Origin of the sequence: Pseudomonas sp. SAS7 (assembly GCF_052112345.1) — a bacterium.
Lineage (GTDB): Bacteria > Pseudomonadota > Gammaproteobacteria > Pseudomonadales > Pseudomonadaceae > Aquipseudomonas > Aquipseudomonas putida_Q.
Genome location: NZ_JBEGGO010000031.1, coordinates 1 through 16,851, shown reverse-complemented (window position 1 = coordinate 16,851; position 16,851 = coordinate 1). Strand labels below are relative to the sequence as shown.

At 62.4% G+C, this 16,851-nt stretch carries 20 protein-coding genes; 12 read left to right on the top strand and 8 right to left on the bottom strand.

All coding sequences use genetic code 11. The features are described 5' to 3' along the window. Positions 1 to 265: 265 nt before the first annotated feature. Complete coding sequence (rhtA, locus tag ABI582_RS28380; protein ID WP_442120946.1) at positions 266 to 1,153, top strand: threonine/homoserine exporter RhtA; 888 nt, start codon at positions 266 to 268, stop codon at positions 1,151 to 1,153. Positions 1,154 to 1,342: 189 nt separating this feature from the next. After that, positions 1,343 to 1,624, top strand: coding sequence for a hypothetical protein (locus ABI582_RS28375; protein WP_086974218.1), 282 nt, complete (start codon positions 1,343 to 1,345; stop codon positions 1,622 to 1,624). A 38-nt stretch (positions 1,625 to 1,662) separates the two neighbouring features. Here the strand turns inward: ABI582_RS28375 and ABI582_RS28370 are convergent, their stop codons facing one another. Further along, positions 1,663 to 3,471 (bottom strand): aminopeptidase P family protein, encoded by a 1,809-nt coding sequence (locus ABI582_RS28370; RefSeq protein WP_442120945.1) that lies wholly within the window; start codon positions 3,469 to 3,471, stop codon positions 1,663 to 1,665. 225 nt (positions 3,472 to 3,696) lie between these two features. On the opposite strand from ABI582_RS28370, the gene ABI582_RS28365 reads away from it, so the two are divergent. Both ABI582_RS28365 and ABI582_RS28360 read left to right on the top strand, forming a co-directional pair. Continuing rightward, positions 3,697 to 4,809: a DUF3182 family protein gene (locus ABI582_RS28365; protein ID WP_442120944.1), complete on the top strand. Its 1,113-nt coding sequence runs from the start codon at positions 3,697 to 3,699 to the stop codon at positions 4,807 to 4,809. Further along, positions 4,793 to 5,563: an alpha/beta hydrolase family protein gene (locus tag ABI582_RS28360; protein ID WP_442120943.1), complete on the top strand. Its 771-nt coding sequence runs from the start codon at positions 4,793 to 4,795 to the stop codon at positions 5,561 to 5,563. The genes ABI582_RS28365 and ABI582_RS28360 overlap by 17 nt, the downstream gene beginning before the upstream one ends. Here the strand turns inward: ABI582_RS28360 and ABI582_RS28355 are convergent. Continuing rightward, complete coding sequence (locus ABI582_RS28355; protein WP_442120942.1) at positions 5,542 to 5,922, bottom strand: antibiotic biosynthesis monooxygenase; 381 nt, start codon at positions 5,920 to 5,922, stop codon at positions 5,542 to 5,544. The two genes, ABI582_RS28360 and ABI582_RS28355, sit on opposite strands and share 22 nt — an antisense overlap. Positions 5,923 to 6,093: 171 nt before the next feature. Here ABI582_RS28355 and ABI582_RS28350 point away from each other — a divergent pair, with 171 nt between their 5' ends. Then, entirely contained in the window at positions 6,094 to 6,642 is a 549-nt protein-coding gene (locus ABI582_RS28350) for a cysteine hydrolase family protein (protein WP_016500623.1), read from the top strand. Between the two features lie 155 nt (positions 6,643 to 6,797). Here the strand turns inward: ABI582_RS28350 and ABI582_RS28345 are convergent, their stop codons facing one another. Continuing rightward, positions 6,798 to 7,361, bottom strand: a complete 564-nt coding sequence (locus tag ABI582_RS28345) for a helix-turn-helix domain-containing protein (RefSeq protein ID WP_442120941.1) — start codon at positions 7,359 to 7,361, stop codon at positions 6,798 to 6,800. 83 nt (positions 7,362 to 7,444) lie between these two features. On the opposite strand from ABI582_RS28345, the gene ABI582_RS28340 reads away from it, so the two are divergent. The 7 genes from ABI582_RS28340 (at position 7,445) to ABI582_RS28310 (ending at position 14,602) form a co-directional block, all read left to right on the top strand. Further along, positions 7,445 to 8,395 (top strand): DMT family transporter, encoded by a 951-nt coding sequence (locus ABI582_RS28340; RefSeq protein WP_442120947.1) that lies wholly within the window; start codon positions 7,445 to 7,447, stop codon positions 8,393 to 8,395. Between the two features lie 149 nt (positions 8,396 to 8,544). Next, positions 8,545 to 11,460 (top strand): monovalent cation/H+ antiporter subunit A, encoded by a 2,916-nt coding sequence (locus tag ABI582_RS28335; protein ID WP_442120940.1) that lies wholly within the window; start codon positions 8,545 to 8,547, stop codon positions 11,458 to 11,460. Further along, positions 11,460 to 11,804, top strand: coding sequence for a Na+/H+ antiporter subunit C (locus ABI582_RS28330; protein ID WP_003250128.1), 345 nt, complete (start codon positions 11,460 to 11,462; stop codon positions 11,802 to 11,804). The genes ABI582_RS28335 and ABI582_RS28330 overlap by 1 nt, the downstream gene beginning before the upstream one ends. Beyond that, positions 11,801 to 13,480 (top strand): monovalent cation/H+ antiporter subunit D, encoded by a 1,680-nt coding sequence (locus tag ABI582_RS28325; RefSeq protein ID WP_442120939.1) that lies wholly within the window; start codon positions 11,801 to 11,803, stop codon positions 13,478 to 13,480. The genes ABI582_RS28330 and ABI582_RS28325 overlap by 4 nt, the downstream gene beginning before the upstream one ends. Further along, positions 13,477 to 13,965: a Na+/H+ antiporter subunit E gene (locus ABI582_RS28320; RefSeq protein ID WP_306381574.1), complete on the top strand. Its 489-nt coding sequence runs from the start codon at positions 13,477 to 13,479 to the stop codon at positions 13,963 to 13,965. Before ABI582_RS28325 ends, ABI582_RS28320 begins: the two co-directional genes overlap by 4 nt. Then, positions 13,962 to 14,240 carry a K+/H+ antiporter subunit F gene (locus ABI582_RS28315; protein WP_003250109.1) on the top strand — a complete coding sequence of 93 codons (279 nt, stop codon included), beginning with the start codon at positions 13,962 to 13,964 and terminating at the stop codon, positions 14,238 to 14,240. Before ABI582_RS28320 ends, ABI582_RS28315 begins: the two co-directional genes overlap by 4 nt. Beyond that, the gene (locus tag ABI582_RS28310) at positions 14,237 to 14,602 is read left to right on the top strand and encodes a Na+/H+ antiporter subunit G (protein WP_442120938.1); all 366 of its coding nucleotides are present in this window, start codon (positions 14,237 to 14,239) and stop codon (positions 14,600 to 14,602) included. The genes ABI582_RS28315 and ABI582_RS28310 overlap by 4 nt, the downstream gene beginning before the upstream one ends. Before the next feature lie 12 nt (positions 14,603 to 14,614). On the opposite strand, the gene ABI582_RS28305 is transcribed toward ABI582_RS28310, so the two are convergent. The 5 genes from ABI582_RS28305 to ABI582_RS28285 all read right to left on the bottom strand — a co-directional run bounded on the left by ABI582_RS28305 (position 14,615) and on the right by ABI582_RS28285 (position 16,814). Beyond that, positions 14,615 to 14,827 (bottom strand): hypothetical protein, encoded by a 213-nt coding sequence (locus ABI582_RS28305; RefSeq protein ID WP_338746713.1) that lies wholly within the window; start codon positions 14,825 to 14,827, stop codon positions 14,615 to 14,617. Beyond that, entirely contained in the window at positions 14,824 to 15,294 is a 471-nt protein-coding gene (locus tag ABI582_RS28300) for a hypothetical protein (RefSeq protein WP_016500631.1), read from the bottom strand. Before ABI582_RS28300 ends, ABI582_RS28305 begins: the two co-directional genes overlap by 4 nt. 345 nt (positions 15,295 to 15,639) lie before the next feature. Next, positions 15,640 to 15,834, bottom strand: coding sequence for a hypothetical protein (locus ABI582_RS28295; RefSeq protein WP_012271507.1), 195 nt, complete (start codon positions 15,832 to 15,834; stop codon positions 15,640 to 15,642). 178 nt (positions 15,835 to 16,012) lie between these two features. Beyond that, the gene (locus tag ABI582_RS28290) at positions 16,013 to 16,417 is read right to left on the bottom strand and encodes a TraR/DksA family transcriptional regulator (RefSeq protein WP_016485822.1); all 405 of its coding nucleotides are present in this window, start codon (positions 16,415 to 16,417) and stop codon (positions 16,013 to 16,015) included. A gap of 97 nt (positions 16,418 to 16,514) precedes the next feature. Further along, positions 16,515 to 16,814, bottom strand: coding sequence for a hypothetical protein (locus ABI582_RS28285; RefSeq protein WP_442120937.1), 300 nt, complete (start codon positions 16,812 to 16,814; stop codon positions 16,515 to 16,517). Positions 16,815 to 16,851: the final 37 nt, after the last annotated feature.

The following is a 16,851-nucleotide window of genomic DNA, read 5'->3' as shown; positions in this document are numbered from 1 at the left end:
CTTCCTCAGAGCCTGTCAAGCGTTTATTTTGAAGTTTTTTCCGAGAAACTCGTTTAGCTTCAAACACTTGACTCAACCGGGTGGTTAGATTTACTTCACTACCCCGTTGGAATGGTGCGCATTATAGGGCCGTCCTCAGCGAGGTCAACCTTTAATTTCAATGATTTGAAATATTTATGGCGAAGTCATTTAAAGGCTATCCCACGCCCCACCAATTGCGCACTATATTGCTCATCCCACCCCGCCCAAGGATCGCCGCACCTAAATGAACACCCAACCCCGCAGCCTGGCCGCCACACTTTTCCCGATAGGCCTGCTGCTTATCGCCATGGCATCGATCCAGTCCGGTGCATCCCTGGCCAAAAGCATGTTCCCCGTCATCGGTGCACAAGGCACCACTGCACTGCGCCTGATTTTCGCCAGCATCATCATGTTGCTTATATTGCGCCCGTGGCGGACCCGTATGACCGCCACCACCCTGCGTAACGTGGTCATCTATGGCATGGCGCTGGGTGGCATGAACTTCCTTTTCTATATGGCCCTGCAAACAGTACCGATCGGCATCGCCGTGGCCTTGGAGTTCACTGGCCCGTTGGCGGTGGCAATCTTCTCCTCGCGCCGGCCGATCGACTTCGTGTGGATCGCCTTGGCCATTGCTGGGCTGCTGCTGTTGCTGCCCGCCGGCCACAGCGGCCAGGCACTCGACCCGGTGGGTGCTGCTTACGCTTTGGGCGCTGGCGTGTGCTGGGCCCTCTATATATTGTTCGGGCAACGCGCAGGCGCCGAGCACGGTATTCAAAGCGCAGCCTTGGGGGTGGTAGTTGCGGCGCTGTTCGTCGCCCCCATAGGTATCGCACATGCCGGTAGCGCACTGCTCACACCCGCCCTGATCCCCGTGGCCCTGGCCGTAGCAGTGCTGTCCACCGCCCTGCCATACAGCCTGGAAATGGTCGCCCTCACGCGCATCCCGGCGCGCACGTTCGGCACCCTGATGAGCATCGAACCTGCATTCGGCGCGCTGTCCGGCCTGCTGTTCCTGGGCGAAGTGCTGACGCTCACCCAATGGCTGGCGATCGGGGCGATCATCGCCGCTTCGGTTGGCACTACCCTGTCAATGCGCAAGGAGCCCACCCCGGCTGTCGCAGCAGACTGATATGAGAAATATTTTCATTTGAGACAGGATTAGTGATTGTAGCCGCCCGCCTCGCTGATTAAGCTGTCACAAAACCATCATCTTTACGCGATCTACTGGACAGAACACGGACGCTGGGGATACTTCAGGAAGAAGCGAGCGATAACGACGGGGCCAGGCAGCTGATCCGCCCTGCATTTAAGGACAGGAATGAAACGTATTTTTCTCATCCTGGCCATCTTGGCTATTGCTGGATGTGCCGCTACAGCCAAGACTGAGGTCAAAAGGGGCAAGAAGGGCCTGCATATCAATTGCTCCGGCCTTTCTTCTTCATGGGACAACTGCTACAGCAAGGCCGCGACTTCCTGCAGCACACGCGGGTATCGGGTCATTGCACGCTCCGGCGATAGCGATGAAGAAGCCGGTGATTACTTGTTCGGCATCAACCCAGCGGGTTACACCAGCCGCAGCATGATCGTCATCTGCAAGTAGAAAAAAGGGCAGCTCGCAAGCTGCCCTTTTCATTCGCCCTACAGCGGTGCTGTCCGCGCCTCCAGCCAAGCCAGCGCATCCCCCCTGAGCAGCGGTGCCAGACGCTCACGCACGTTTGCGTGATAGCCATTCAGCCACTCAATCTCCTCCTTGGTCAGCAGTTCGGGCAACAGGCAGCGTGTATCGATCGGGCACAGCGTCAAGGTCTCGAAGCGCAGGAAGTCGCCGAAGTCACTCTTGCCCGCTTCGCGGTTAACCACCAGGTTCTCGATACGTACGCCCCACTGGCCGGGGCGATACGTACCCGGCTCGATTGAGCTGATCATGCCCACCTGCATCGCCGCCTGCGGTGTGGGTGCCGCCTGGTAGGCAATCACCTGCGGCCCTTCGTGCACGTTCATGAAGTAGCCCACCCCGTGCCCGGTCCCGTGGCCATAATCGACCTGGTCAGCCCAGATCGGCGCACGGGCAATGGCATCGAGCAACGGCGAAAGTATCCCTCGCGGGAAGGTGGCACGCGACAGGGCGATCATACCCTTGAGTACCCGGGTGCAGTCCTGCTTCTGTGCGTGGCTGGGATTACCGATTGGCACCATACGAGTGATGTCGGTGGTGCCACCCAGGTATTGCCCGCCAGAATCGATCAGCAGCAAGCCATCACCCTCGATGACCGCATGCGACTGCTCGGTGGCACGGTAATGCGGCATGGCGCCATTGCCATTGAAGGCGGCAATGGTCGAAAAACTCAGCGACACAAAGTTCGGGCGCCGGGCACGTGCGGCACTCAATTGCTCGTCAACTGTCAGCTCGGTAATGACCTCCTGGCCAAGGTTGGCCTCGAACCATGCGAAAAACTCGCACAAGGCCGCACCGTCCTGCTGCATGACGTGGCGGATATGCACAAGATCTTCGTCGCCTTTGCAGGACTTACTCAGGGTGGTGGGGTTAGGCCCCTCGACCAGCACCACCTCTGCCGCCAGGTTGCCCAGCAGGCCGCAGGTGACACGGGCAGGGTCCACCAACAACCGCGCCCCCACCGGAACAGCAGCCAGGGCGTTGCCTGCCTCGCTGTAGTCGCGCACCTCGATGCCGTCGACCGCCAGCACCTGACGCAAGTGCGCGTCCACCTTATCCTGACCCACGAACAGAATGGCCTGCTGTTGATTGATCAAGGCAAAGGCCAAAAAAACCGGGTTGTACGAAACATCACTGCCACGCAGGTTGAACAGCCAGGCGATGTCATCGAGCGTAGCGATAAAATGCCAATCGGCCCCTTTGGCCTGGATGCCCTGGCGCAACTGCGCGAGCTTTTCCGCCCGGCTCACCGTGGCGTGCGGCGGCAAGTGCTGGTACACCGGGTTGGCTGGCAGCGCCGGGCGCCCGTCCCAAACCTGAGCTAGCAGGTCCTTGTCGGTCACCAGCCTTGCACCACGTGCCTTCAACCGCTCACCCAGCTGGCGCGCTGAAGCCAGAGCCATGACCGCTCCATCTACCGCGACGTTACCGTGGGACTCGACATTATCGCCCAGCCACTCCAGCGCCCCGGGCTTGCCTGGCAACAGCTTCATCAGTTCGATACCGCTGCCGGCCAGCTCAAGATCTGCCTGCTCCCAGTACCGGCTATCGACCCACAACCCTGCAAAGCCGAGCGTGACAACCAGCGTGCCGACCGAGCCGTGAAAACCCGAAAGCCACTGGCGCCCCTGCCAGTAACCGGGCAGGTATTCGGAAAGGTGAGGGTCGGCCGAGGGGACCAGCAAGGCATCGATGCCCCCTGCTGCCATGGCCTGGCGTACATGCGCCAGGCGCTGTGGCACGCTTTGCTCAAGGGTGGTCTGGACGTTCATGCGCTCTCCTGCGGCTACATCACGGTTGATCCAATACGCGGATAATGGAACAGCCGCCAGAGCGCTGCAATCGCGGCGGCCAAGACACCGCATGCATTGCCCGCCACGCCCTCAGTCAACAGGCCCATTCCTACAAAAGGGCCGGACCACCGATCAAGTCCCGCTGAACTTCCGCAATTTACCGACTTCACACACTGTACATTCATTGCAGACAGGCAAAAAACCATGCCCAGTGCCTGCGACCGGAAAACCGGCGTTGTGTTGCTCGACACCCGCGAACATACCCCGGAACACGAGCATGCCTCGCACCTCAAGCTCGCCGATGGACTGGCCAGCCTCTTGGGCTGCCCCTACGTACACCCTACTCATCCACCCACCGCCGCTGATAGCTACTATTACCTCCCTACCGAAACCCTGATCGACCCGAAACACCATGCCAGCATGGGCATCCGCAGCGAGCAGGACCTGTTCGGCGGGCTGGTTGCGCACCCTTACATGGCGACCAAGGCAATCTCCCATCCGCTGCCGGCCGGGGCCAGCTTCCCGCCGGGCTGGACCGATGACTTCGCTCGGCAGGCAAGCGACGCCTTGCTGCGCGGCTACACCGTGTTCAGCAAGGCCGATGCGCGCACTGCCGCGCAGTTGCTGCTGCTTGACGGCCCTGTGCGGGTAAAGCCCGTGCTGGCCTGCGCAGGCCGCGGGCAGGAAGTCATCTCCACGGCGAGTGCGCTAGAGCCACTGCTCGCCGGCATGGATGACCAAGACTTGGCGCGGTGGGGGCTGGTACTCGAAGAAGACCTGAGCGATGTGCAAACCTTCAGCGTCGGTCAAGTACGGGTCGCCGGCCTGACCTGCAGCTACCACGGCACCCAGCAACTGACCCACGACCATCAGGGCATCGAGGTATATGGCGGTTCCGACCTGGTGGTGGTACGTGGCGACTACCAGGCGCTACTGCAACTGCCACTGGAAGACCACTTGCGCCTGGCCATCAACCAGGCCATCGCCTACGAGCAGGCTGCCGAGCAGCACTTCCCTGGTTTCATCGCGTCGCGCCGCAACTACGACATAGCCCGCGGCCTGAACCCCAAAGGGCACCTGCGTAGCGGTGTGCTCGAACAATCCTGGCGCCTGGGCGGTGCCAGCAGTGCCGAGCTGCTGGCCCTGCAGGCATTTGCCGATGACCCGGCATTGCAGCGGGTGCGTGCATCCACCCATGAAGTGTTCGGCACCCCCGACCTGCCCGCTGACGCCACCCTCTTTTACCAAGGAAATGACAGTGAACTCGGACAACTCAGCAAATTTGCACGGATTCGCGAACATGGCCGTTCAGAGTGAAACCGTAGAACTGCAAGTCGACAACGACAGCATTGTCGGCACCCTGGTCAGCCCTGGCAGCAAGATGCCGGGCATCCTCTTCGTCCACGGCTGGGGCGGCAGCCAGCAGCGTGATCTGGCCCGTGCCCGGCACATCACCGGGCTGGGCTGCGTGTGCATGACCTTCGACCTGCGCGGCCACGAAAAAACCGAAAGCCAACGCCTGACAGTCACCCGTGAACAGAACCTGCAGGACCTGCTGGTGGCCTACGACCGGCTGCTCAGCCATCCGGCCGTAGACAGCAGTGCCATCGCCATCATCGGCAGCAGCTATGGGGGATACCTGGCAACCTTGCTGACCCGCGAACGGCCAGTCAAATGGCTGGCCCTGCGGGTGCCGGCCATGTACTGGGACGAAGAATGGAACACGCCCAAGCAAACCCTCGACCGCCAACGCCTTAACGCCTACCGCCAGCAATCGCTGGGGCCGGCAGACAATCGCGCGCTGGCGGCGTGCGCAGAATTCGGCGGCGATGTGTTGCTGGTAGAGTCCGAGCAAGACGACTACGTGCCGCACAGCACGCTGATGAGCTACCGCTCGGCATTCGTCAGCGCCCACTCACTTACCCATCGCATCGTCGACGGTGCCGACCACGCGTTGTCCAGCGAAGCGAGCCAGAAAGCCTACAGTTCGATCCTGGCGGCGTGGATCAGCGAAATGGTGATCGGTGCCCGCCTGAACCGCTACCCGCACTACGCCCCCTGGTATGCCTGAGGCTCACCCACCTCGCACTGCAGGCCACCATCGGCGCCACGCACCAGGCTGCGCAGGGTCTGGTAGGCGGCAAAGTTGACGCCACGCGCCTGATGCTGACCCAGCAGTTCAAGGAAGGGTTCCTCGACGAAGTACTCGGCCGCAGCCGCCCAGGCCTGGCGTGACTGCCATTGCAAGTACTGCAGCACCCGGCTGCCATCGTCACTGGCCTGGATGCTCACACCCTGCAGGCCTTCGCAGCGCGTGGCCAGCACTTCGCTGCGCGCCACCAGCGCCTGGGCCAGCGCTTGCTGGCACAGGCTGGGCACTTCGTATTCGATCATTTGGGTGAACCACAGCGCATGAGGGTTTGCCGACATCGACGTTCTCCTGGTTACGGACGCATGCTTGGCGATGCCGAGCAGGGTAAAACCTCAAGCAAAGTCAAGGTCAAGTGGTTTCTGCCCGCTGGCGCCGTTCGTGCCATCCTCAAGTCTGTGCAAACCGCCTATAACTAACGTCTCCCGACGACTACTGCCACAGGAGGCAGCATGAGCAAGCAGGCGCTGATCATCATCGACATCCAGAACGACTACTTCCCAGGCGGCAAGTGGACCCTCGATGGCGCCGACCAGGCGGCCGACAACGCCGCCCGGCTGCTGGCGGCGGCACGCCAGCGCGGCGACCTGGTGGTACATGTGCGGCATGAATTCGACAGCGCCGATGCGCCATTTTTCGCACCCGGTTCGCAGGGTGCGGCCATCCACGCCAAGGTCGAGCCGGTGGCAGGTGAGCCGGTGGTGCTCAAGCACAAGGTCAACGCCTTCCTCGGTACCGACCTTGAGAACACGCTGGACCGACACGGCGTGGAAGCCCTGACCATCGTTGGCAGCATGAGCCACATGTGCATCGATGCCGCTACCCGTGCCGCGGCCGACCTGGGCTACACGGTGACCGTGGCGCACGATGCCTGCGCTACCTTGCCGCTGGAGTTCGACGGCAAGCAGGTGCCGGCGGCGCAGGTGCATGATTCGGCGATGGCGGCCTTGGCGTTTGCCTATGCGTCGGTGGTGAAGACCGATGAGCTGCTGAAAAACTGATCGGTTTCAGATCTTTGGGGGCGCTTTGCGCCCCTTTCCGACCGGTCCGGCGAGGCCGCTCCCACAGGTACCGCGTAAGCATGAACCGTGAGCAATCCCTGTGGGAGCGGCCTTGTGTCACGATGGGCTGCGCAGCCGCCCCAACGCTTGCAAACTTAGATCACCACATTACGCACAAAGCGCACTGCCACCACCCCATCGTTACGGTAGGCATATCGGCAGTTGCTAGGAAACACATGGAACTGCCCCACCAGCAGCCGATGCTCAACCCCCTCGATGATCAGCGTGAGTTGCCCTTCTGCCACATAGATCTGCTCGCTCCAGCCTTCGGCATCAGCCTCGCTGGAATAGCACTCGCCCGGTGCCAGGGTCCACTCCCAAAGCTCCACCTCACGCCGTGCCGCACTGCTACCCAGCAGTACGGCCTTGCTCTGCGGGTATTCACCGGCCCAGGCCAGTTCCTCGATGCGCCCGGGGTCGCGCTGGTCAGGTGCCTGAATCAGAGTACTGAAAGCCACCCCCAAGGCTTCGGCGATCAGGTCGAGGGTGGTCAGGCTGACATTCTTCTCGCCCGCCTCGATTGCCACCAGCATGCGCCGGCTGACCCCTGAGCGCTCGGCCAGCGCTGTCTGGCTCAACCCGGCAGCGTGGCGCAGGCTGCGTACGTTGAGGCTGACATGTTGCAGCACCGATGCCCGATGCGAATTATCTTTGTGCACTATATTGCTCACTGGTCGAGATTGCGCAGTATACTGCCCACTTTGCGGCGATTGTGCGCCGCCCCCTCCGAGTGCGCAAGACCATGATCCAGGCCCGCAACACAGCCACCCCCGCCGTTACCTTCCGCCTGAGCAAGGCAGAACTGGTGCTGGTGTTCATCACCATGTTGTGGGGCGGCACCTTCCTGCTGGTGCATAACGTGATGACCGTCAGCGGCCCGATGTTCTTCGTCGGCCTGCGCTTTGCTGCCGCTGCACTGTTCGTTGGCGTGGTTTCGGCGCGGGCGTTGCCCGGGCTGACCTTCACCGAACTCAAGGCCGGCATGCTGATCGGCGTGTCGATCATGCTCGGCTATGGCTTGCAAACCATGGGCCTGCAAACTATCAGCAGCAGCCAGTCGGCGTTCATCACTGCGTTGTACGTGCCGTTCGTACCGCTGTTGCAGTGGCTGGTACTGGGCCGCCGACCTGGCCTGATGCCCAGTATCGGCATTTGCCTGGCATTCATCGGCCTGATGCTGCTGGCAGGGCCGGAGGGCGGCAGCCTGCACTTCAGCGAGGGCGAGGTGGTTACCCTGGTCAGCGCCGTCGCGATCGCCGCCGAAATCATCCTGATCAGCCGCTACGCCGGCCAGGTCGATGTGCGCCGGGTCACCGTGGTGCAATTGGCGACCGCTTCGCTGCTGGCGTTCCTGATGATCGTACCGACCCAGGAGCGCATCCCCGACTTCTCCTGGCTGCTGCTGGCCAGTGCAATAGGCCTGGGTGCCATGAGCGCTGTAATCCAGGTGGCCATGAACTGGGCGCAGAAGTCGGTCTCGCCCACCCGCGCCACCCTCATCTATGCCGGTGAACCGGTGTGGGCCGGGATCGTCGGGCGCATCGCCGGCGAACGCCTGCCGGGCGTGGCACTGCTCGGAGGCCTGCTCATCGTGATCGCCGTGATAGTCAGCGAACTGAAGGTACGCCGCCCCCGCGAAACCGTCGAAGCACACGACGTCCAAGGGGAAGGCGAGCGCCAGACCGGCCTGTAAAGATGACAACAGCGACTATGCTTTGTAAAAAACTGTTATAAAAAAACAGCTTGTCACAGCCTGTTTGTAGGATTCTGCGACAGCTTGCGTGTTGGTGATCACCACCCCGGCACGTATGATCTTTGCAAACTTCTCCAGAATAGGCCCCTATGTCATTGATAGTGCTATTGCTTCTGCCGTTCGTGGGCAGTTGCCTGGCAGCCGTGCTGCCGCACAACGCACGTAACGCCGAGTCCATTCTCGCCGGGCTCGTGGCCCTGGTCGGCACCGTCCAGGTAGCACTGCTGTACCCTCAAGTTGCCCACGGGGGCGTGATCCGCGAGGAATTCCTCTGGCTGCCAAGCCTGGGGTTGAACCTGGTACTGCGCATGGACGGCTTTGCCTGGCTGTTCTCGCTGCTGGTGCTGGGCATCGGCACGCTGGTGTCGCTGTACGCGCGCTACTACATGTCACCACAGGACCCGGTCCCGCGCTTCTTCGCCTTCTTCCTGGCCTTCATGGGCGCCATGCTCGGCCTGGTTATCTCCGGCAACCTGATCCAGCTGGTGTTCTTCTGGGAACTCACCAGTCTGTTCTCCTTCCTGCTGATCGGCTACTGGCACCACCGCGCAGACGCCCGGCGTGGCGCCTACATGGCGCTCATGGTCACCGGCGCAGGTGGCTTGTGCCTGCTGGTGGGTGCCCTGCTGCTCGGCCATGTGGTCGGCAGCTACGACCTGGACAAGGTCCTGGCTGCCGGCGACACCATCCGCCAGCATGCGCTGTACCCGGTGCTGCTGCCCCTGATCCTCATCGGCGCCCTGAGCAAAAGCGCACAGTTCCCCTTCCATTTCTGGCTGCCCCATGCCATGGCAGCGCCCACCCCGGTATCGGCCTATTTGCACTCTGCCACCATGGTCAAGGCCGGGGTGTTCCTGCTGGCGCGCTTCTGGCCGGTGCTGTCGGGCAGCGAAGAGTGGTTCTGGATCGTCGGCGGTGCCGGCGCCCTCACCCTGCTGCTCGGCGCTTTCGCCGCCATGTTCCAGAACGACCTCAAAGGCCTGCTGGCCTATTCGACCATCAGCCACCTTGGCCTGATTACCCTGCTGCTGGGCCTGAACAGCCCGCTGGCCGCGGTCGCCGCGGTGTTCCACATCCTCAACCACGCCACCTTCAAGGCCTCGCTGTTCATGGCCGCCGGCATCATCGACCACGAGAGCGGCACCCGTGACATCCGCCGTCTCAGCGGCCTGATCCGCCTGGTGCCCTACACCGCCACCCTGGCCATGGTGGCCAGCGCCTCCATGGCCGGCGTGCCGCTGATGAACGGTTTCCTGTCCAAGGAAATGTTCTTCGCCGAAACAGTGTTCATCAGTTCTACCGCCTGGGTCGAAGCAACGCTGCCGGTGATCGCCACACTGGCCGGTACCTTCAGCGTGGCCTACGCCCTGCGCTTTACCGTGGATGTGTTCTTCGGCCCCACTGCGCAGGACCTGCCCCACACCCCGCACGAACCGCCACGCTGGATGCGTGCGCCGGTCGAACTGCTGGTACTCACCTGCCTGGTGGTGGGCATCTTCCCCGCCCAGTCGGTCGGCCCGCTGCTGGCCGCCGCAGCCCTCCCGGTAGTAGGCGGTACCCTGCCAGAGTACAGCCTGGCCATCTGGCATGGCTGGAACGCGCCCCTGATCATGAGCCTGGTGGCCATGAGCGGCGGCATCGTGCTGTACCTGCTACTGCGCAAACAACTGCGCCTGGGCCGCTTCCCGTACCCACCGGTGATCGAACGTTTCAATGGCAAACGCCTGTTCGAGCACGGCCAGGTGCACCTGATGTTGCTGGCCCGGCACGTCGAGCGCCTGTTCACCACCCGCCGCCTCCAGTCACAACTGTTCATGCTGGTGCTCGCCGCCTTCCTCGCCGGCCTCACGCCCATGCTCTACAGCGGGCTCAGCTGGGGCGACCGGCCCAAGATTCCGGGTTCGGGCGTGTTCGTCGCGCTGTGGCTGATCGCCATTGCCTGCGCCATCGGCGCCGCCTACCAGGCCAAGTACCACCGCCTCGCGGCACTGATCATGGTCAGTGTCTGCGGCCTGATGACCTGCATCACCTTTGTCTGGTTCTCCGCACCCGACCTGGCCCTGACCCAGCTGGTGGTGGAAGTGGTCACCACGGTGCTGATCCTGCTGGGCCTGCGCTGGCTGCCACGGCGTATCGAAGGCGTATCGCCGCTACCGGGCAGCCTGGAACGCGCGCGCATGCGCCGCCTGCGCGACCTGCTGCTGGCGGTGCTGGTAGGCGGGGGTATGGCCCTGCTGTCCTACGCCATGCTGACCCGGCCGACCCCCAACGACATTTCCTCGTTCTACCTGAGCCGGGCGCTGCCCCAAGGCGGCGGCACCAATGTGGTGAATGTCATGCTGGTCGACTTCCGTGGCTTCGATACCCTCGGTGAAATCACCGTGCTGGTGGCCGTGGCGCTGACCGTGTTCGCCCTGCTGCGGCGCTTCCGCCCGCCGAAAGAAAGCATGCAGTTGCCGGCGCAACAACGCCAGCTCGCGCCTGATGTGGTCACCGACCTGATCAACCCGCGGCATGCCACCGATACGGCCCTGGGCTTCATGATGGTACCTGCGGTGCTGGTGCGCCTGCTGCTGCCCATCGCCCTGCTGGTGTCGATGTACCTGTTCATGCGTGGCCACAACCAGCCAGGTGGCGGCTTCGTCGCCGGCCTGGTGATGTCGGTGGCGTTCATCCTGCAGTACATGGTGGCTGGCACCCAGTGGGTAGAGGCGCAAATGAGCCTGCGCCCACTGCGCTGGATGGGCACCGGGTTGCTGTGCGCCACCCTGACAGGGGTCGGTGCCATGCTGCTGGGCTACCCGTTCCTGACCACCCATACCGCCCACTTGCACCTGCCGTTGCTCGGTGATGTGCATGTGGCCAGCGCGCTGTTCTTCGATGTTGGCGTGTACACCGTGGTGGTCGGCTCGACCCTGCTGATCCTCACTGCCCTGGCGCACCAGTCGGTGCGCGCCTACCGCCCGGGCAATTCATCGAAAACCAGCCAAGCAGGAGCCGCCTGATGGAAGAAGTCATTGCAGTCGCCATCGGCGTGCTGGCCGCCTCGGGGGTGTGGCTGATCCTGCGCCCGCGGACCTACCAGGTGATCATGGGCCTGTGCCTGCTGTCGTACGGCGTGAACCTGTTCATCTTCAGCATGGGCAGCCTGTTCATCGGCAAGGAACCGATCATCAAGGATGGCGTCACCCAGGACCTGCTGCACTATACCGACCCGTTGCCGCAGGCCTTGGTACTTACGGCCATCGTCATCAGCTTTGCCATGACGGCGCTGTTCCTGGTGGTGTTGCTGGCCTCGCGCGGCCTGACCGGCACCGACCACGTGGATGGCCGGGAGCGTGACGAATGAATGGCATGAGCCAACTGATTGTCGCGCCCATTCTACTGCCACTGGTAACGGCAGCCGTGATGTTGTTGCTGGGGGAGAAACACCGGCGTATCAAGGCCCGCCTCAACCTGCTGTCGACCTTCGCCGGCCTGGCCGTCGCGGTCAGCCTGCTGCTGTGGGTGCGTACCCAGGGCCAGGCGGAGTCGATCGGCGTCTACCTGCCGGGCAACTGGCCTGCACCGTTCGGGATCGTCCTGGTGGTGGACCACCTGTCGGCACTGCTGCTGACCCTCACCGGGATCATCGGCTTCAGCGCCCTGTTGTTTGCCCGCGCCCGCTGGGACGGTGCCGGGGCCAGCTTCCATGCGCTGTTCCAGATTCAGCTGATGGGCCTGTACGGCGCCTTTCTCACCGCCGACCTGTTCAACCTGTTCGTGTTCTTCGAGGTGCTGCTGGCAGCTTCCTATGGCTTGCTGCTGCATGGTTCGGGGCGTGCTCGGGTACGTGCCGGCCTGCACTACATCGCCATCAACCTGTTCGCCTCGTCGCTGTTCCTGATCGGCGCGGCAATGCTGTATGGGGTAACCGGCACCCTGAACATGGCCGACCTGGCGCTGAAGATCCCACTGGTACCGGAGGCCGACCGTGGCCTGCTGCATGCCGGTGCGGCAATCCTGGCCATGGCCTTCCTGGTCAAGGCCGGTATCTGGCCGCTGAACTTCTGGCTGGTGCCGGCCTACTCCTCGGCCAGCGCGCCGGTAGCTGCGTTGTTCGCCATCATGACCAAGGTCGGCCTGTACGCCCTGCTGCGCCTGTGGACCCTGCTGTTCTCCGGGCAGGCCGGCGCTTCGGCGCATTTCGGTGGTGAGTGGCTGGTGTACGGTGGCCTTGTCACCCTGGCGGTGGCAGCAGTGTCGATCCTGGCCGCACAGCGCCTGGAGCGCATGGCGGCACTCAGCATTCTGGTCTCGGCCGGCACCCTGCTCGGCGCCGTCGGCTTTGCCCAGTCGGCCCTGACTGGCGCAGCGCTGTTCTACCTTGTCAACTCAACCCTGGCGCTGTGCGCGCTGTTCCTGCTCGCCGAACTGGTCGAACGCTCGCGCTCGGCCAATGAAGTGCCGCTGGACGAAGAAGAAGACGCCATGCCGCCACCGCTGGAGTCGTTGCACCCGCCCAAGGGCATCAACCTCGACGACGAGCAGAAGGTGGTGATCGGCCAGATCATCCCGTGGACCATGGCCTTCCTCGGCCTCAGTTTCATCGCCTGCGCCTTGCTGATCATCGGCATGCCGCCGTTGTCAGGCTTCGTCGGCAAGCTCAACCTGATCAGCGCGCTGTTCAACCCGCTGGGTCTGGGCGTGCCGGCCGAGCAGCCGCTGAGTGCGGCGGGCTGGGCCCTGGTGGCGCTGTTGATCCTGTCCGGCATGGCCTCGCTGATCGCCTTCGGCCGCGTCGGTATCCAGCGTTTCTGGAAACCCGAGGAGCGCCCGTCGCCAGTGCTGCGCCGCTATGAGTGCCTGCCCATCGTCATCCTGCTCGGCCTGTGCATCATCCTCAGCCTCAAGGCCGAGCCGTTGCTGCGCTACACCCAGGACACCGCCGCCAGCCTGCAGACTCCCGACGCCTATATCGAAGCCGTAATGGCCGCCCGGCCGATTCCAGGCCCCACCTCGCTCGACGTACAGGTGCAGCCATGAACCGACTGTTCCCCGCCCCGCTGCTCTCGGTTTCGCTGTTCGGCCTGTGGCTGCTGCTGAACCTCTCGGTCAGCCCCGGCAACCTGCTGCTGGGCGCCGCACTTGGCGTGCTGGCGCCCCTCCTGATGGCGCCACTGCGCCCACAGCATGCCCACGTGCGTCGACCAATGGTCATCGCCCGGCTGATAGGCCGGGTAGGCATCGATGTGATCATGTCCAACCTGCTGGTTGCCCGTGGCGTGCTCCGTGCTGGCAAGCAACCACCGCGCTCGGCGTTCGTGCACATTCCGCTGGCCCTGCACGATGCGCATGGGCTGGCGGCACTGTCGATGATCACCACGGTAGTGCCCGGCACGGTCTGGTCCGAGCTGGCGCTGGACCGCAGCGTATTGCTGCTGCATGTGTTCGACCTGGAGGATGAGGCGGCCTTTATCCAGCACTTCAAGGACACCTATGAACGCCCGCTGATGGAGATATTCCAATGACAGGCCTGCTCGCCAATGCTGTCCTCGCCAGCCTGTTCATCTTCGCCCTGGCCATGGGCCTGGCGCTGATCCGGCTGTTCCGCGGCCCGTCCGCCCAGGACCGGGTGCTGGCGCTGGACTACCTGTACATCCTGGCCATGCTGACCATGCTGGTGCTGGGTATCCGTTATGCCAGTGACACCTACTTCGAAGGTGCCCTGCTGATTGCGCTGTTCGGCTTCGTCGGTTCGTTTGCCCTGGCGAAGTTTCTGCTGCGCGGTGAGGTGATCGAATGACCGAAACCCTGGTACTGCCCTTCTGGCTGGAAGTGGTCACCGCCACACTGCTACTGACTGGCAGCCTGTTCGCCCTGGTCGGTGCGATAGGCCTGGTGCGCCTGAAGGATTACTTCCAGCGCATGCACCCACCGGCGCTGGCATCAACCATTGGCGCCTGGTGCGTTGCGCTGGCCTCGATCATCTACTTCTCGTGGCTCAAGGAAGCACCGGTACTGCACGCCTGGCTGATTCCCATCCTGCTGTCGATCACCGTGCCGGTGACCACACTGCTGCTGGCCCGGGCGGCATTGTTTCGCAAGCGCATGTCTAAAGAGCCAGTGCCTGAAGAAGTCAGCAGCGGCCGCGACCGGGGCAACTGAAGGGGCGCCGCCTCACCCTTGGCTGAGCCGCTGTAGCTCCCGCCGTACCATGGCGGCATAAGGGGGCGGGCCGAGCAGGTACAACTCACCCGCTACCCAGTGCAACCAGGCGCCCTGCAACTCCCCACGCCTGGCCAGCAAACGTTCGGCCTCGGCCACGGCATCTGCCTGGTGCTGTCGATGAAACTCGACACGCGTGGCAGGCGCATCGTCACTGTCGGTCATTCACTGGCCTTGAAGGTGGTCAACTCGCCTTTGCGCCATTTGGCGACCTTGCCGGTCACTGCCTTGAGCAATTTGCCCAAGCCTTCCTGAACCTGCTGTTGCGCGGCGAAAACCAGCATCACGCCATGCCCCTCACGCAACACGATGCCCTCACCTTCGGGTACCGACACGAAGGCATAATCGCCCACGCCATACACATTCAGTTTGATTTCGCGAAAGCGCATTTCCAGCTTGCCACCTTCACGGCTGGGCAACACCGCAGCGCGGAAGTGGTCGCCTACTTTCAATTCAAGACGCTGCTTGTCATCGACCACCAATGCTTCTTCGGTGTCGATTTCGGCCATGTAAAGGCCTTCGGGGGTTTGTTCGGTAACGTAGATAAAGCGGCCCTGGAACAGCTGGGCCAATTTACCGCGCAAGTCGCCCAGGGCGAACAACGCATGGGTATCAAGTGTGCTGACTGCCAATGAAGTAATCCTCAACCGGTTACAACCCGCCCTCTCCCAAGCTCGGGGAGGCACGGCCATTTCTTATCGATAGGCGAAAAGAGTAATAAAGCGATATGCGAAATGTCTGTGCCCGCTGACGATGCAGCGTGCAGGAATCTTTACTCTGGTTTGCCAGATTCGCCCTCAAACGAAGGCGTTTGGCTCATTCCCGGCTTGGGAAGCGTGATGCCTGAGATCACTTACCAGAAAACGCAACCATGGGGGTGAGCCTGCAAGTAGACAAGCCCTGGCATCCATGTGCGCATTACTGTAGGACAAATATGCCCGAAAACACCGAAACCCGTCGAGAGGCAATAAACAATTTCAGGCAGCCAGGCCTTTCTTCAGTTGCTGCTGCCAGGCAGCTTGGCACTCAAGTGCCTCTTCACGCGTGGCGAAGGCCGTGCCCCGACGCTCGCCATTGACCAGCACCACCCAGCAGATGCGTTTGCCCAGCGCCTGCAAGGTGGCTGGCACACCCGAACCTATCATCACAGCTACATCGACCCGGCTATTCATCATGCCCTCCGGCACTTAGTTAGCACCCTAACGATAGCGTTATGATACGCCTGCCCGCCGGGAGAAAACAGCGCTTCGCGGTACAGCACTGTTACGTTCGGGACAACAAAACCGGTATCGGCAAAAAACGCAAAAAGCCTCAGGGATTGCTCCGTGAGGCTTGGCACCGCGCGCGGGTTTATACCTGGCGCTGGTGGCGGTCGAGCTGCTCGTGGCGCTCTTGCGCTTCGATGCAGTACTTGGTGGTCGGGCTGATCAGCAGGCGCTTCAGGCCGATTGGCTCACCGCTGTCGTCGCACCAGCCGAAGCTCTCGTCGGAGATACGGTCCAGCGCCATTTCCAGCTGAGGCAGCAGGCGCTGGTCGCGGTCGATGGCATTGACCAGCCAGCTACGCTCTTCTTCGACCGACGCCACATCGGCAGGGTCCGACGGAGTGTCCAGGCCTTCGATGGTGGCACGGCTGAGCTCGATGCGTTCATGGGTTTCGACTTTCATCGACTGCAGCAGGCCAGTGAAGAAAGCCAGCTGGTCAGCGTTCATGTAGTCATCGGCCGACATGGCCAGCAACTGTTCCTTGGTCATCGATTTCTCTATGAAAAAATGTGCATTGGGGCGATTCGGGTGCCGCCGACGCCTTGGCATCGGCAGCGGAAATTTTCAAGCGCCAACCGGCACTCTTTTACAGGGGGCGGCAGTCTAAGGCGCCACGTCGCGTGGAGCAACTGCAATCGGGTGCAAATTTGCTTCCAGTGCTTACAATCCGCCGGTCGGCACTGCGGCTGCGCTTCTGTGCCTGCAGTAAACTGTAATTCCAACCGCGCCCCCACCCGCCCCAGCGGCTGTTGATCTTGATCCTGATCTTGATCTTGATCTTGATCTTGATCTTGATCTTGATCTTGATCTTGATCTTGATCTTGATCTTGATCTTCGCGACTTCAGGAGGCCGAACGCAGGCCTTGCGAAGGGAGGTGACGGGCATGGATGCCCGTCAAGCGCTGGGCCCCAGGATGGGGCCT